This is a genomic window from Gordonia otitidis, assembly GCF_020735545.1.
GTDB classification, from domain to species: domain Bacteria; phylum Actinomycetota; class Actinomycetes; order Mycobacteriales; family Mycobacteriaceae; genus Gordonia; species Gordonia otitidis.
Genome location: NZ_CP085974.1, coordinates 4,321,664 through 4,337,264, shown reverse-complemented (window position 1 = coordinate 4,337,264; position 15,601 = coordinate 4,321,664). Strand labels below are relative to the sequence as shown.

At 65.6% G+C, this 15,601-nt stretch carries 17 protein-coding genes; 9 read left to right on the top strand and 8 right to left on the bottom strand.

The window, feature by feature from the left end:
- Positions 1–75: 75 nt before the first annotated feature.
- Entirely contained in the window at positions 76–1,941 is a 1,866-nt protein-coding gene (locus LK459_RS19860; RefSeq protein WP_227920233.1) for an HNH endonuclease signature motif containing protein, read from the bottom strand.
- 356 nt (positions 1,942–2,297) lie between these two features.
- The gene (locus LK459_RS19855; RefSeq protein WP_138985308.1) at positions 2,298–2,849 is read right to left on the bottom strand and encodes a mycothiol transferase; all 552 of its coding nucleotides are present in this window, start codon (positions 2,847–2,849) and stop codon (positions 2,298–2,300) included.
- Positions 2,850–3,051: 202 nt separating this feature from the next.
- Here LK459_RS19855 and LK459_RS19850 point away from each other — a divergent pair, with 202 nt between their 5' ends.
- The 4 genes from LK459_RS19850 to LK459_RS19835 all read left to right on the top strand — a co-directional run bounded on the left by LK459_RS19850 (position 3,052) and on the right by LK459_RS19835 (position 5,744).
- Positions 3,052–3,306, top strand: a complete 255-nt coding sequence (locus tag LK459_RS19850; protein WP_005208825.1) for a hypothetical protein — start codon at positions 3,052–3,054, stop codon at positions 3,304–3,306.
- Complete coding sequence (locus LK459_RS19845; protein WP_227920231.1) at positions 3,307–4,542, top strand: cupin domain-containing protein; 1,236 nt, start codon at positions 3,307–3,309, stop codon at positions 4,540–4,542. It begins immediately after the preceding gene.
- Positions 4,539–5,438 (top strand): sucrase ferredoxin, encoded by a 900-nt coding sequence (locus LK459_RS19840; protein ID WP_227920230.1) that lies wholly within the window; start codon positions 4,539–4,541, stop codon positions 5,436–5,438. The genes LK459_RS19845 and LK459_RS19840 overlap by 4 nt, the downstream gene beginning before the upstream one ends.
- A gap of 99 nt (positions 5,439–5,537) precedes the next feature.
- Positions 5,538–5,744 carry a hypervirulence associated TUDOR domain-containing protein gene (locus tag LK459_RS19835; protein WP_007240022.1) on the top strand — a complete coding sequence of 69 codons (207 nt, stop codon included), beginning with the start codon at positions 5,538–5,540 and terminating at the stop codon, positions 5,742–5,744.
- A 42-nt stretch (positions 5,745–5,786) separates the two neighbouring features.
- On the opposite strand, the gene LK459_RS19830 is transcribed toward LK459_RS19835, so the two are convergent.
- Positions 5,787–6,341 carry a hypothetical protein gene (locus LK459_RS19830; protein WP_007240023.1) on the bottom strand — a complete coding sequence of 185 codons (555 nt, stop codon included), beginning with the start codon at positions 6,339–6,341 and terminating at the stop codon, positions 5,787–5,789.
- Positions 6,342–6,439: 98 nt separating this feature from the next.
- On the opposite strand from LK459_RS19830, the gene LK459_RS19825 reads away from it, so the two are divergent.
- Positions 6,440–7,072 carry a DUF2461 domain-containing protein gene (locus LK459_RS19825; protein ID WP_007240024.1) on the top strand — a complete coding sequence of 211 codons (633 nt, stop codon included), beginning with the start codon at positions 6,440–6,442 and terminating at the stop codon, positions 7,070–7,072.
- A gap of 70 nt (positions 7,073–7,142) precedes the next feature.
- On the opposite strand, the gene LK459_RS19820 is transcribed toward LK459_RS19825, so the two are convergent.
- The gene (locus LK459_RS19820) at positions 7,143–7,556 is read right to left on the bottom strand and encodes a YchJ family protein (protein WP_227923898.1); all 414 of its coding nucleotides are present in this window, start codon (positions 7,554–7,556) and stop codon (positions 7,143–7,145) included.
- A 119-nt stretch (positions 7,557–7,675) separates the two neighbouring features.
- Between LK459_RS19820 and LK459_RS19815 the strand changes: the two genes are divergently transcribed.
- The 4 genes from LK459_RS19815 to LK459_RS19800 all read left to right on the top strand — a co-directional run bounded on the left by LK459_RS19815 (position 7,676) and on the right by LK459_RS19800 (position 12,105).
- Positions 7,676–8,002 carry a hypothetical protein gene (locus tag LK459_RS19815; protein ID WP_227920228.1) on the top strand — a complete coding sequence of 109 codons (327 nt, stop codon included), beginning with the start codon at positions 7,676–7,678 and terminating at the stop codon, positions 8,000–8,002.
- Positions 8,003–8,159: 157 nt separating this feature from the next.
- Positions 8,160–10,121 carry an APC family permease gene (locus LK459_RS19810; protein ID WP_227920227.1) on the top strand — a complete coding sequence of 654 codons (1,962 nt, stop codon included), beginning with the start codon at positions 8,160–8,162 and terminating at the stop codon, positions 10,119–10,121.
- 55 nt (positions 10,122–10,176) lie between these two features.
- Positions 10,177–11,367, top strand: a complete 1,191-nt coding sequence (locus LK459_RS19805; protein ID WP_227920225.1) for an NAD-dependent epimerase/dehydratase family protein — start codon at positions 10,177–10,179, stop codon at positions 11,365–11,367.
- Between the two features lie 9 nt (positions 11,368–11,376).
- Positions 11,377–12,105, top strand: a complete 729-nt coding sequence (locus LK459_RS19800; RefSeq protein WP_227920223.1) for a DUF998 domain-containing protein — start codon at positions 11,377–11,379, stop codon at positions 12,103–12,105.
- Here LK459_RS19800 and LK459_RS19795 read toward each other — a convergent pair.
- From LK459_RS19795 to pyk, 4 genes are all read right to left on the bottom strand, one after another.
- Entirely contained in the window at positions 12,084–12,530 is a 447-nt protein-coding gene (locus LK459_RS19795; protein ID WP_227920221.1) for a GNAT family N-acetyltransferase, read from the bottom strand. The genes LK459_RS19800 and LK459_RS19795 overlap by 22 nt on opposite strands.
- A 66-nt stretch (positions 12,531–12,596) precedes the next feature.
- Positions 12,597–13,163 carry a hypothetical protein gene (locus LK459_RS19790; RefSeq protein WP_227920219.1) on the bottom strand — a complete coding sequence of 189 codons (567 nt, stop codon included), beginning with the start codon at positions 13,161–13,163 and terminating at the stop codon, positions 12,597–12,599.
- Positions 13,164–13,169: 6 nt separating this feature from the next.
- A complete protein-coding gene (locus tag LK459_RS19785) occupies positions 13,170–14,048 on the bottom strand; it encodes an acyl-CoA thioesterase (protein WP_227920217.1) in 879 nt (292 codons plus the stop codon).
- 72 nt (positions 14,049–14,120) lie between these two features.
- The gene (gene pyk / locus LK459_RS19780) at positions 14,121–15,554 is read right to left on the bottom strand and encodes a pyruvate kinase (protein ID WP_007240034.1); all 1,434 of its coding nucleotides are present in this window, start codon (positions 15,552–15,554) and stop codon (positions 14,121–14,123) included.
- Positions 15,555–15,601: the final 47 nt, after the last annotated feature.

Here is a 15,601-nt window from a genome sequence, read left to right as displayed (position 1 = left end):
GCACGACGCTCGGCACCCACTCCTGCCCCGCCACCTGGTGTGGTGGCGGGGTGTGATGTGGCGAACATGCGACGGTCAGGCGGCGTCGGGTAGAGGCGGGTCGATGCCGCCAGGTGAATAGTCGCCGGGTGGTGGGTCGGGATCGAGTGGTCGGGGTGGGTTCCAGGTGATGTCGACGCGGCGGTCACCGGCGCGCTCGGGTGTGGTGTCGAGCAGCGCGGTCAGTGCGTGGTGCTCGACAACGCTGATCGATTTGGGTGTTGGTGGGCCGGCGCGATTCTCACGCGCATCGCCCCGACCGCTCGACCTGCTCACGTCGCCGCGATCGACATCCTCCCGCACAGCACCAGCACCTGCATCAACAACCGCACCTGTGCCGACACCTGGGCCCGCAGCATCTGTATCTGCTGCACGTGTGTGTCGGCGGCGTCGGTCTGCCAGGTTGGTGATGGTGCCGGTGGTGGCCGACGTTTCGGTGCGCGTGGTGGCGAGATAATCGCGGAAGTCGGCGGCCACGTCCGCGGCCCGGTTGACGTGCTCGGGATTCGGGGGCATGCCGGGGGCGGCGTTCAACCGCCACGCCACCCGACCCGTATCGGGGCCGTCGGTGATGATGCGGGTCGTGTACTGACCAGGGCGCGGACCCACCCGTGAATTGTGCATGTCGCAGGCCGGTGCCAACTGGTCGATGTCGGTGCACCCACCCTGGGCCCAGTCCTTGGCGGCGTGATGCATCGCCACCCGCGACGCCGGCTGGGTACAGCCAGGGGCTGAACACACGCCGCCACCCTCGGCAGCGAACAACGCCAACCGCTGACCTGGCGAGGCTAACCGTTTCGACCGCCCCAAATACAAGGGCACGCTGGTGTGCTCGGCGAATACCGCCAGGAACGGTTGCACCCCGCTCGCCGAGTGGGTGGCCATCAAGATCAGATCGGGGATCGGAAGCAGGGTGCCCGACGCGGTCCGCGCCACCCCGGCGTGCGCCTCCAATTCGGCCAGCGTGGTGGTGGCGATCACCTGCATCGGCAGTCCCCGATGCGAGCGGCCGAGCACACCGGCATCGACAACCTGCGACAGCAACGCTGACACGGCGTCATGGTTGCGTTGGGCTTGCGACCGCTGATCACGCGCGGCGGCCTGCGCCACCAGCTCGGCGTCAGCATCTCCCACCGGCCCGACAGGCGAGTCGGCGTCGTCGGGATTGTTCATGCCGGGTTTGGCCCAGGCGTCCAACACCACATCCAGGCGGGCGCGGGTCGCCGGATCGAGATCGGCAATCAACCGCGACATCAGGTCCGCGCCCTGCCGGTTCACCCACAACCGGCGACGCCGTTTGCGGTCGGTGTCGTCGGTGACCGTCCCATCGGGATCCAGATGCGCCATCAACCGGGTACCCAGATTGGTGATCTCCTTCGGCGTGAAGTCGACGCCATAGCCAGCCATCTGCGCTTCCGCTGCCGCGCGCACGTCGGCCGGGATCTGATGCGGGATCTGATCGAGTACTTCGAGCACCGCCCGCGCGCGAGCGGGTGCGATCAGCCCCTGCCCCCAGTGACGCGCCAACGTCGGACACTGCGGATCGCCTTTCTCACCCACAATCGAGGTGAACGAGCCGGTTGCTGCGATGAGTCGATGTCGCGCCGCCGGGTCGCCGACACCCAGCCGGTGGGCGAGAAAGTCCCGCACATCGCGGTACCCGAGCGAGCGCGGCAGATTGCGATCCGACGCCTCCACCACCAGCCGATCAGTCACCGCCGCAGCCGTCCGCCGCGCCAACCGCTCGGCCACCGCGGCCGCTTCCACCACACCCGCATCCGAGAGCTGCGACACATCACAGCCGGCCAACTCATCAACCACCGACGCCAACCGCGACAACACACCCGCCACCCGAGCATCCGCCGACCCCACCACCGCAGAACCCAAGCCGGCAGCATCCAACCCAGCAGCATCCAATAACGAAGGCGCACAATCACTCTTGGAATCATCCGGGTGGCCGTCCGGACCGTCATGACCAGCACTCACGCGTCCTCACCCCCAAGACCTTCCGCTGTCGCGTCGAATCGATCATTCGAATATGTGTTCTATACTACCCGGCCAATCGGACATTGTCGATGTACCGAGCGAACTTGTACGCATTTCTCCACAGGTTTGATGCGCCTGCAGCGCAGCCTGTTTCGAGCCATCCGTTCGCTGTCTTCGCCCCCGTGTCCACTGTCTTCATCCCGGGTGTCAGCGCTGTCGCGCCGTCGTGGCCCCGCACGTCGAGCAAGCACACGTGTTGATGGCGCGGACGCTCAGTCCCGCAGCAGATCGCGGGTGACCTGAAGCTGCCCGAGGTGCTGTGCGAGTTCGTGTACGACATGCAGCAGAACCCATTCCGGCGTGACGGTGTCGAGATCGACGTCGGCATTGGTGCCACGAGCAGCGCGAGCCGCGATGCCCTCGCGGAGCATGCGCGTCGCCCAGACATCGGCGTCACGGCGAACCTGAGCGATTCGTTCGACGAGATCGGCGCGCGTGCCGGTTGCCTCGAACTCACCCGCACGGTCCCGGGGAATGTCGAGACCGCAGCCGAATGTGCCCAGCCACCACCGGGTCATCTCGATGCAGTGGTGCACAAGCGCGTACGGGGTGTTGGAGCCCGGTGCTGCGAGCCGTCGGTTGAGATCGTCGTCGGACAGGTCGTCGAGCGTCGCCACGAATCCGTCCCAGCATCGTTCGGCTGTGTCGAGTGCGGCGTTCGACCACGCCTGATCCGAGTGACGCGCAAGTCGAGCGACATAGCCTTCGAACTCGGCCACGGACTCGAACCCGTAGCGCTTCTTCACGTATGTCGCGACGGGCATGCCCCGATTGACACGCCGCATCAAAGACTGTCCCAGACTCACTTCTGCACCCTAACGCCCGTGACCGACCTGGAATCGCGATCTCGGCGCCGTAACGAACTCCGGTCCTCGCCAGTGAATCCTCGTCAAAATCGACACATGTCGACATAGTGGAGAGTGGAGTTCGCGACCGAGCGGCTCCCGACGAGGAAAGGGTTTTCCCATGGCACTCGATGATGACGACATCACCACCTCCAGCCCAGGGGGTGAAGGTCCCGCCGACGGCGGCTCGAATCCCGGTGGACACGACGGCGGCGCAGACGGCACCGCATCACCCGGCGAAGGTCCCGCCGACGGCGGCTCCAACCCCGGTGGACACGACGGCGGCGCAGACGGCACCGCATCACCCGGCGAAGGTCCCGCCGACGGCGGCTCCAACCCCGACGGGCACGACGGCGGCGCAGACGGCACCGCCTGAATGATGAGTTCGCTGAGTCGATGCATCGCTGTCGATGCCGAGGTGTTCGCACGCGAGCACTGGGGTCGGCAGCCGCTGCTCAGCCGTTCGGACACGCTGCCCCGCGACTTCGACGATCTGCTCTCGCCGCACAGCGTCGACGAGTTGATCTCGGAGCGCGGGGTGCGTGCGCCGTTCATCCGGATGGCCAAAGAAGGCGGTCTGGTCGGCAAGGACTGCTATCTCGGGCCGGCGGGCTTCGGTGCCGAGATGCCTGATCAGGTCGACTCGGCCAAGGTCCTGGCCCAATTCGCCGCGGGCGCGACCATCGTATTGCAGGGTCTGCATAGATTGTGGCCACCGATGATCGAGTTCGTACGCGGGATGGTCGACGACCTCGGGCACCCTGTTCAGGCAAATGCCTACATCACGCCTCCCGCCAACCGAGGGTTCGATCCGCACTACGACGTTCACGATGTGTTCGTGCTGCAGACCTCGGGACGGAAACACTGGCGGGTGCACGAACCCGTCCACCGCGATCCACTACCGACCCAGCCGTGGACCGACCACCGCGATGCGATCACAGCGCGCGGCGATGACCGCCCTGTGATCGACACAGTCCTGGAACCCGGCGATGCCCTCTACCTGCCGCGGGGCTGGGTCCATTCGGCGGAAGCGTTGGGCGACACGTCGATCCACCTCACCATCGGGGTATCGGCGGTGACCACCTACGATCTCGTCCGGGCTGTCATGGATCAGCTCGGAAACGTCGAGTCGTTGCGTGCATCGCTTCCGATGGGCAACGATTTCACTGATCGTGACGAGACAGCAGCACTGGCCACCAAGGCCATCGCCGCCGCAATCGACATATTGCAGAACGGCACAACCGACCTCGCCGAGGGAGTCGCTTCTCGCATGTCGGCCGTCCACGCCGAACGCACCCGACCAGACGCTGTGCGACCACTGGCGACGCTGCGCGCTGTCGACGCACTCGACGAGCACACAGTGGTCCGCCGACGCCACGGCCTGGTGACCGAGATCCGCCGGTCGGCCGAACGCACCGAGATCCGTCTTGCGGACCGGTCGATCAGCTTTCCCGACCACTGCACGGCCGCGCTCGAGGCCGTCGTGTCCGGCGATGGATTCGCCGCGGGCCGACTGCCGGAACTCGACACGGCCGACGGTCTGGTGCTGATCCGGCGACTTCTCCGCGAAGGCGTCGTCGTACCCGACGACCGACCGGTTCGCGACGAATGATCCGTCGGCCCCCGTGCAGCGTGCAGTCCGCCGAGCGCGGTGATCCGATCTACGGCACCGCATCGGCGGGCTCGGCATGGGTGTTTCTCGAACTCGGCGGCGCATGGGGACATTCGGCTTTCCTGCAGTCTCCCTCGATCCTCGATCCCGACCTCGGCCTGCGCATCGTGCGGCGCGTCGAGAAGGAGCGCATGCGGATCGTGGCAATCCGCCGCCCCGGCCGTCGACCACCGACACCCCGGTGGCGCTGGTTCATCGTCAACTCCGAACCCGGTGCGGAAGCAATCCAGACCGGTGAGGTCGACGGACCCGAGGACTACCTCGATCTCGCGCTCGATGGCTCGGATGGCGCGGCGTCGAACGATCCGCTCATTGCCGTATGCGCCCACGGCAAGCACGACCAGTGCTGCGCAGTCCGCGGCCGGGCCGCGACAGCGGCGATCGCGTCGGCGTACCCCGAATGGACGTGGGAGTGCTCGCACCTCGGCGGCGATCGCTTCGCCGCGACGGGTCTGCTGCTACCGCACGGACTCTGCTATGGCCGACTCGACACGGCCACCGATCCCGCGTCGATCGTCGAGCTGTACACCCAAGGGCGGCTGGATGACTCGCACTTGCGTGGACGCACGTCCCTACCTCACGCAGTCCAGGCAGCACAGCACTTCGCCCGTGTGGAAAGCGGTGACGACCGCATCGACTCGTTCTCCCCCCTCTCCATCGCACACGACGACGGTCAGATCCGTGTACGTCTCTCGGGTGCCGCCGGGCCGGTTGAGGTGGTCCTCGGCGAGCAGTTCTCCGAACCACTCTTCTCGATGTGTGAAGCGAATGTCGCTGGCCGCGTGCGGCAGTTCACGCTGAAATCGATCAACGCACCGCGTATCGCTGCGACCTGACCGTGACCGTGTCTCGGTCAGTGATCGGCCCTGCGTCGATGGCGCGTCACACCTGCTCCCGGTGACCTGACAGCGAGTCCACGAGGCACTCTCGTACTCATGGGAATCAGCAAGAACGACACCGTCGAGTGGAACACCTCTCAGGGGACCACAACCGGGCACGCCGAGGAGAAACGGACCACACCGTTCACCTTCGACGGTCAGAAGTTCAACGCAAGCGACGACGACCCGTACTGGATCGTGAAGTCGTCGAAGACAGGCGCGAAGGCCGCGCACAAAGAAGCATCCCTGACAAAGAAGCGCTGACTGGGAGCCACTCTGCGGGGGCTGACGTGCGCACCGGTGTCGTCACATGTTCTCGAACGCGCGGCCCAGTTCGGCCCCGACATCGATGATGCGTGCAGCTCTGACCTCCGGTTTGTCGATCTCCTCTGCGACGTGAGCGGCGACGAACCGCTTGATCTCACTGTCTACCTGCCCCACTGCGCGGATGAACTCGCCGCGGAGGTTGTGTGAGGCGACGCCGACGATGACGTCGCGCGGCCGGGGCGGTGTGACGTCGATACGCAACTCGAGGGGTTCGGCGGCACGGACGGTCATCGGCAGCGTGATCAAGCCGTCGACGTCGTAGCGGACGCGGTCGACGCGCAGATCGACGACCAACCCGATGGTGAGCATGATCTCGACGGTGAAGGTGATCAACTCACCGACCTCGCGCCTGATTCTCGGTTCACCGATCTCGACGTGTGCGTGGACACGTGCGAGCCCGCCGGGGCCCGAGGGAATGGGCCCGACGTCGAACGCCTCACCGGTCAGAGACGAGAACGCGGATCCCACACGCTCTTCGGTCACCGCCACTTCGAAGAACCTGCGCCCGAACTCTTCGTAGGTCAGTTGCGCCATTCCAGTCATCGTGCCATTGCGACGGGAACCGTAACGCTGTTCGGGAGATATCAGCCCGGGCGTCGTCACGCTCGTGGTGTGCGCCGTACGCTGCCTACATGAGTTTCGCCGGCTTCCCCGAAGCCGCCCTCGACTTCTACGACGATCTCGAAGTCGACAACACCAAGGCGTTCTGGGAACAGCACAAGGATGTCTATCAGAGCGCGGTGGCCACGCCGATGCGCCTACTCACCGACGCCCTGGCCGACGAGTTCGGCGAGGCCAAGATGTTCCGCCCCTACCGGGATGTGCGCTTCTCCAAGGACAAGTCGCCCTACAAGACGCATCAGGGCGCGTACGTTCCGGTGGCGCGGGCCACCGGCTACTACGTGCAGATCGGCGCACCGGGCGTCATGGTCGGTGCGGGGTTCTACGAGGCCTCGGCTGATCGACTCTCGGCACTACGTACTGCCATCGACGACAACCGTCGTGGCGGGGAACTCGAACGCATCGTCGACGACCTCACAGCCGCGGGCTGGGAGGTCGGAGGCGAACGCCTCAAGACCGCGCCGCGCGGCTGGGATCCGGCGCATCCACGTATCGAACTCCTGCGGCACAAGACCTTCACGATGTCACGTCACTACGGATTCGACGAGGTGATCCACTCCCCCGAGCTGGTCGACCGTGTCCGTGCCGACTGGCGCGCGACGACGCCGCTCGTCGAGTGGATCACCCGACACGCTGCTGCATGAGTCGTGATCGAGCGACACGACCAAAGGGTGGCGAACACGCCGACGCCGCATGTCGCCCGGAAACACTGCCTCAGTTCTTCACGACACCGTCGACGTACACCCATCTCCCATCGACTCGGGTGAAGGACGACAGCTCATGCATGTTCCCCCGCCGCGCAGGCGTCCGGTAGTGAGCAACGAACTCGACAGTTCCGCTGGAATCGAACGGTCCACCGCCGGTGACTGATTCGACGTCGAGCCGCAACCAGTCGAGATCGTCGTCGAGATCGAGTTCGTGGGGTCGGGTGTCGGGGTGCCAACTCCGGAGGAGGTGCCGCTTGTCCCCGACGACGAACGCCGTGAAGCGCGACCGCATCAGACTTTCGGCGCTAGGGGCCGGACGGACATCGCGCAGAATCGGCCCGCAGCACTCCGCGAAGGTCAGGCCGGTGCCGCACGGGCAACGTGCCTCGTCGGCGATCGTGGTGCTCACCCCGGTCAGCATAGGCACCGTCACGATACGCACCACGCACACGTCTCGAACCGGCCCACCGGATTCTGGGTCCCAGGCGACTTCCAGCCGGCGTACATGCCGATCCCAGCACGCACCGTTGTGATGGTGTCATGACAACCACCGCTTCCACGCACACCGTCACCGATACCGTCCTCCTGATCATGGATGGCAGCGTCCGTGCACACTCGATCGCACGACAGATCCTCGCCGCACAGAAGAATCTCGTCGTCGTCGGCACACGCTTCCACGACCTCGTGCCCTACCTGGATGCCACCGTGCGAGACAGCGCGATGACCGTCGTCGCGGACCCTGCTGAACCCGCTCAGATCGACGCCGTGATCGAGCGGGCGTCCGAGTCACTCGGGCCGGTGATCTTGGTCGTCGATCCCGGCGGTCTGCTCGTCGACGTTCGTGCCGCCGACCGGCACGCGGCCTGACCACCGCGGCTGCCGAGCAACCTTCCGATGAGTAGCGACGGATGTGGTTACCCGACCCGGCCTGTGGCGGTAGCACCGCGTCAACATCGCGCTCGGCGGTGTCAATTTCGCGTATCGAACACTCCAGCACGCCGCGCAGGCGGATACAACGTCCCTCGTGGCATCGACAGAGACCGCCGAGACACGGCGTCGCACGGCACAATTCAGCGGGTCCCGTCCATGGCAGGACCAGCATGTCGATTCTGACCGGCACCCGCGCGGTCGGGACAAGCGAGAGCTGACCGCGACCACAGGACTCGCTGCGCTCTCCCTCGATGCGATGGCATCGGTGGCGTACGGGCCGGAAGCCATCGTTGTGGTCCTCGCCGCCGCCGGTGGCCACGCCCTCGGGCTGACGCTGCCCGTCAGCGCAGCCATCGTCGCACTGCTCGCCGTGCTCGTGCTCTCCTACAGGCAACTGATCGCGGCGTTTCCCAACGGCGGCGGCGCCTACGCTGTCGCACGGACCTACCTCGGACGTCGTACCTCGTTGGTCGCAGCGGCATCGCTCGTGATCGACTACGTGCTGAACGTCGCGGTCTCGGTGACCGCCGGAACCGCCGCGCTCACCTCTGCGTTTCCGGCCGCTGGTTCGTACTCCGTCGGGATCGCACTGGGCATTCTCGCGATGATCACTCTGGTGAATCTTCGCGGCGTCGTCAGCAGCGCGAAGACCTTCATCATCCCGACCGGCGTCTTTGTGGCCAGCATCCTCTCGGTCATCGTCGTGGGCCTCCTGCGCGGCGGGCACACAGCACCGCAGCCAGCTCCCGAGATAGTCGGGTCCGTCGGAATCCTGTTGCTGCTCAAGGCTTTCGCCAATGGTTGCGCGGCATTGACCGGCGTCGAGGCCATAGCCAACGCGACACCGCAGTTCCGTGAGAACCGGATCCGACGTGCGCAGCGGGCAGAAGTCGCACTCGGCGGACTCCTGGGCGTGATGATGCTCGGGATCGCGGCTCTCGTCGAGCGACTACATATTCATCCGCAACCGGGCGTCACCGTGCTGTCGCAGCTCACCGAAAGCGTATTCGGCCGTGGTGCACTCTATTACGTGGTGCAGATCGCCACCATCGTGCTGCTGGGTTTGGCGGCCAACACTTCGTTCGGCGGCCTGCCCCAGCTCATGAAGGTGGTGGCGGCCGACGACCACTTTCCCCACCGACTCACCCGGCGCACACGCACCGGCGTCTACCGCGAGGGTGTGCTGATACTCGCCGGGACCGCTGCCGTGCTCATCATCGCCTCCGGCGGCGACGTCAACGCCTTGGTGCCCTTGTTCGCGATCTGCGTTTTCATCGGATTCACTCTGGCGCAGATCGGTCTCGTACGGCACTGGTCGACGGTGCGATCATCGAAGTGGCGTCTACGGGCGGCACTCAACGGCTTCGGCGCGCTGTTCAGCGGTCTCGCCGCGGCGGTTCTCATCGTGATGAAGGCCGACGAGGGCTCACTGTGTGTCATTGTCGTTCTCGGCGTACTGGTGATCGCGATGGAGTGGCTGGCGCGTCACTACCGACGTGCACGAGACTCCGACGTACGTGCCGCTGCCGATACGTCACTCCCGACAGCACGCCCGCGCCACTCGTTCGCAGGCCAGGGAGTCGCAGTGGTTCCTGTCGCGTCAGCACTGTGCTGCGCGACCAACGACGCACTGCGCGCGGCTCGGGCGTTCGGCCGCGAGGTACGCGCAGTACACGTCGCGGTCGACGAGGATCCGGCCGTTCCGATGACCGGCTCCTGGTCGTCGGTTCACGACGCTCCGCAATTCGTCTCCGAGTGGCGCCGCTTCCATCCCGTCGACCACCTGACCGAACTGCGAGCAGCCGACGAGGACGCGATCGTCGAGGTTCTCGTACAGCATGTCTCGTGTCTCGCCACAACCGATGACGTGCTGGTCGTCATCCCCGACACCGGGTCGTCAACACGATCGCGGCTGCTGTCGTCCGGCCGTGCCGACGACCTCGAACGCGCACTGCTGGGCGAGCCCGGGGTTCTGGTCGCGCGCAGCACCTCGACATCGCCGAATCCGGGACACCGGTCGCGCCGCGATCGAGCCGGAAGCCCGTCGTCGCCCTAGCTCGTCGACCGGCCGACTCGTCGGCCTAGCACTTGCTTGGTTCTATGATGCGAGCATGACGTCGACTGACACGCGGATCACCGAAGTAGGCCCCACCACCGCTCGACGTCGGACACCGATCCTCGTGACCGGCTCGTGCGGCCTTGTCGGTTCGGCGGTGGTGCAAACACTTCTGACACGCGGTTACGCGGTGACCGCCACCGACCTCGACACCCCGGCCAACCGCACGACTGCCGCGCGACTCGAAGCTCTTGCGCGTGAACGCGCAAGATCTCTGGAGGTTCGGTGGGCCGACCTCACCGACCCGGACGACGTGGAAGCACTCCTCTCATCGGTTGCCCCACAGTCCATCATCCATCTCGCGGCGATGATCCCACCGTTCTGCTACGCGCGCCGCGACGTCGCGCGCCGAATCAACGTCGACGCCGTCGAGCACCTGGTGACATCCGCGTCGGCGCTCGCTGCTCCGCCTCGTCTGGTACTGGCGTCCAGTATTGCGGTGTACGGACCGCGCAATCCCCACCGCGACGACGGGCCGTTGTCCACAGACACTGCAGTGCGGCCGAAAGACCTGTACGGCGGCCACAAGGTGGCAGCCGAGACACTGGTGCGCGAATCCACTCTGGACTGGGTCGTCCTTCGTCTCGGCGGGGTGCTGAGCGCAGACCAGGCGACCGGCGTCGACCGGAATTTCGTCACATTCGAGGCGATCCTTCCGTCGGACGGCAAACTGCAGACCGTCGTCGTCGACGACGTGGCCACCGCATTCGCCAACGCGATCATCACTCCGTATTCGCGCTCGGTCTATCTCATCGGAGGTGACGAGAGCCATCGCCGACGCCAGGGCGACGTCGCTCAGAGTTCTGCCGCAGCGCTCGGACTGCGCGGCGGCTTTCCGCCCGGTCGTCCCGGCGATCCCGACGACGACGACGCCTGGTTCGCCACGGACTGGATGGATTCCACCGAAGCCCAACGTGTTCTGGCGTTCCAATCGGTCAGTTTTCCCGCGTTGCTCGAGCGGATGCGGGCCAAGATCGGGCCACTCCGGTTCCTCACTCCGCTGGCAGTTCCCGTCACGCGTGTCGTCCTGACTCTGACGTCGCCCTACCGTGGGCGCCCCGGCGACTACGCGCAGCCGTGGGACATGGCCGACCGGCTGTGGGGAGACACCTCGGTCGACATGGCCGCACCTGAAGCATCAGCCTTCTCGGAGGGGAATTCCGGCCACGACGAGCCTGTGGACTAATCTGACGCAATGCCATCGTCGTCCACCTTCCGTCGCATTCTCGCGGGAATGATGATCGCGCTGGCCGGTCTCTGTTACTCGTCCTGGGTCCTGGAATTCTTCTGGGCCAGCCCTCTCGATCCGCTCAACAGTTTCCTCAGCGAACTCGACGCCGCGCACCGACCGCATCGCGACGTGTACGAGGTGGGCGACATCACAACCGCCGTTGTCGCGCTCGGGTCGGCGCTGGTGCTCTTCGTTCCACGGGCGCTGGTGAACGGACGCTACGCGCGAACAGCTGTCATCGCGTTCGCGGTGTTCGGGGCAGCAACCCTCGCGGATGCGCTGGCGCCGATCGACTGCATACCGGGTGTCGACCCCGACTGCCCGTACGAGCCGAGTGGTCTGCTCCCGCAGCTTCACCACATTCACGCACTGACCAGCACCGTCGCGGTGTTCGCCATCTTCATCACCATGATCGCGGGAGTCGTTGCGGCGTTCCGCCAGCGCCCGCGGATCTGGCCGGTACTGCGTACCGCAGGACTCGCCGTGCTCGTCGTCGTGGCTGTCACCACCGCCTGGATGCTGATCGCCGACAACCTCCGTGGCGACTACTACCTCGGACTCGCGCAACGCATACAGGTCGGCGGCATGTCGGTATGGCTTGTCCCGTGGGGCGGCGCGGTGTGTGCACAACGGCAGCGGTCGTCGACGCACACCGGGGCCAGCCAGACGACTCAGGTCAGTTCGACCTCGTAGACGACGAAGTCGTTCGCCGCGATCTTGTCGTACAGCGCACGCGCCGTGGCATTGTCGCGGGCTGTCTGCCAGTAGACCTTGGGAAGTTTGTGCTGGCGCGTCCAGTCGAGCACGTGATCGATGAGAGCCTGCCCGGTCCCGCTGCGTCGGACGTCAGGAGCCACGAACAGGTCCTCGAGGTAGGTGTAGGGCTCGTCGCTCCACGTGGACGGGTGGGTCAACCAGTGCACGATGCCGATCGCCCTTCCCGACTGATCGCGCGCGATGGCCCCGTACATCGGGTACTCGGGGTCGAGAATGCGGGAAAAGGTCAGATCACTCTGCTGCTCGGTGAGTTCATGCTCGTAGAACGTGAGGTAACCGGCCCACAGCGGGTCCCAGTCCTGCCGATCGGCCTGCGTCAGGGGCGCAATGGTCGTGCTCATTGGTTGTCTCGCTCTCGATCGGTCGACGCTGGTCGACACTGCCCGTCCAGACCGGATGGTCCGGTGTCACTCCGTGGGACGCAGCACAACTCCCTGCTTCAAGGCAGAGCCCGAAACCGGTTGCGCGAACGTGTCTCCCACGTGGACAACGTAGCCTGTCTGGCCGGAGTCGACGTCGTCCGCGGTGAACTTCAGCGCGCACTGGTTGTCGGAGGTCCGCATATGCGCGAGCGGTGCCGCTGCGAGCCGCTCCCCTGTCTCGCCGTAGATCGTGACAGTCGTCGCGTCGGAGATGGTGCCGCCGTTGGCGGTCGTCGTCCACGACCCGCAGTCGACGGGCACAGCACCGGTCGCCGTGAACCGTTGCGTCTGGCCCACTCCGACGGTGATCGCCAGCGCAGCGAGACCAGCGAAGACCACCATCGCGATCGACGTCCCCACGATCACCAGCGTTCTCGTCTGGTGCTGCCACCGACGTTTCGGAAGCGCAGCGCCCGAATCGAGCCAGAACTCCGTCGCGCCCTGCTGGGCACCGACGGGCTGCTGGGGCGCCTGATACCCGGATACCTGCTGCTGGGGTGCGTGCTGCTGGGGTGGTGTGTGCTGCGTCGACCAGTCTTGTTGCGGATGCACGACGCGTCACTCCTTCGGTGGGAAGTACTTGATCAGGGCTTCCTGGACGACGGACGTCGCAAGGGTGCCGTCACGCTTCCAGAATCGTCCGGATCCCATCCCACGCGAACCGGTCGCAACGGGCGACCGGGTGGCGTAGAGCATCCATTCGTCGAAGCGGAACTCACGATGAAACCACATCGAGTGGTTGACGGTTGCGGCGAACAACCGATCGATTCCCCAGGACAGACCGTGCGTCGTGATGATCGAATCGAGCACCGTCGTGTCGGAGGCGTAGCACATGGCTGCGACGTGGAGCAGTGGGTCGTCGGGCATCACACCATCTGTCTTCATCCAGACCCTGTTGTCGCGCAATGTTTCTCCGGCCTCACGCATCTTCCACGACGGGTCGTTGGCGAAGCGGATGTCGATGGGATGCAGCGCGTTCACGAAGGTGGCGATACGGTCCTCGAAGCCCTTGAAGTGCTCGCCGAGCGGTGGCAATTCCTCCGGGTAGGGAACCTGCGGGATCTCCACCGCATGCTCGAGCCCGGTGGCGTTGTCCTGGAAGGCGACCAGCATGGTGAAGATGACGTCGTCGTCCTGAATCGCGGTGACCTGACGATTGGCGAAGGACTTGCCATCCCGGAATCGGTCGACGTGGTACTCGATGGGCTTGGCGACGTCGCCGCCGCGCACGAAGTGCGCGTGCAGCGCGTGGACCGGCGGATTGCCGCGGGTCAGCGTGCGTCCCGCCGCGACGACCCCCTGCCCGAGCATCTGGCCGCCGAAGGTGCGGGCGGTCTTCTGCTCGGGGTGTTGGCCGATGAACAGGTCGTCCTCACGCTGTTCGACGTCGAGCAGCGTGAGGAGCTTACCGAGATCCTCGGATACGTCGGTTGTCATGCGCATCACCCTATGCCGTCGACCGCGGGCGCGGTGCGGCCGGTCGTCACGGCAGAGTGCTGCGCGACGACGTCAGTGATCCTGCTCGCCGATCCTGTGCACGTGGATGAGATTGGTCGAACCGACCGTGCCGGGAGGTGCACCCGCGACGATGACGACGACGTCGCCGTCGCGCAGCCTGCCGATCCGCAGGAGCTGCTGGTCGACCTGATCGATCATGTTGTCGGTGGTGTCGACGCGGTCGACGATGAACGTCTCCGTACCCCAACTCAGGGCCAATTGACTCCGCACCGCCTGCGTCGGCGTGAACGCCAACAGGGGAAGGCGGGAGTGAAGGCGGGCGAGGCGTCGAACCGTGTCGCCGGACTGGGTGAACGCGACAAGCGCCTTGACCTCGAGTCGTTCGCCGATGTCACGTGCGGCATACGAGATGATGCCGCGCTTGGTGCGCGGTACGTGCGAGAGCGGTGGCACGTCGCGCGAGCTCCCCTCGACCGCTTTGCAGATTCGGTTCATGGTGCGCACGACCTCGATAGGCCACTTGCCCACCGATGTCTCGCCCGACAGCATCACGGCGTCGGCACCGTCGAGGACGGCATTGGCGACATCGGATGCCTCTGCGCGCGTGGGCCGGGAGTTCTCGATCATGGAATCGAGCATCTGCGTCGCGACGATCACCGGCTTGGCGTTCTCGCGGGCCATCTGGATGGCCCGCTTCTGCACCAGCGGCACTTCTTCGAGGGGAAGTTCGACGCCGAGGTCGCCGCGGGCGACCATGATCGCGTCGAAAGCGAGCACGATGGCCTCGAGGTTGTCGATCGCCTCCGGCTTCTCGAGCTTGGCGATCACAGGAACCCGACGACCAACGCGATCCATCACCTCGTGCACGAGCTCGATGTCGGCGGGGCTGCGCACGAACGAGAGGGCGACCATGTCCACGCCGAGGCCGAGTGCGAACTCCAGATCGGCGATGTCCTTCTCGCTCATCGCGGGCACCGAGACGTTCATACCCGGCAGTGAGAGTCCCTTGTTGTTGGAGACCGGCCCACCCTCGGTGACGGTACACACGACGTCGTTGCCCTCGACGTCGGTCACCACAAGGCCGACCTTGCCGTCGTCGACCAACAGCCGGTCGCCGGGGACGGCGTCGTCGGCGAGACGCTTGTAGGTCGTCGACACGCGGTCGTGGGTGCCGACGATGTCATCGGTGGTGATGCGGATGGTGTCGCCGGTGTTCCACATGACCTCGCCGTTGAGGGCGCCGTCGTCCTCGAACTTGCCCAGCCGGATCTTCGGACCCTGCAGGTCGGCGAGGATTCCGACGGCCTTCTCGGCGTTGTCGCTTGCCTTGCGGACCCGTTCGTAGACGACCTTGTGATCGTCATGGCTGCCGTGGCTGAAGTTCAGCCTCGCGACATCCATTCCGGCATCGACAAGCTCTTTGAGCCTCTCCTCGCTGTTGGTAGCTGGACCCAGGGTGCAGACGATCTTGGTTCGGCGTTCCACTGTGCTCACCTTAGTCCGCTCGTTTCGGCATAGCCATCGTTACACCT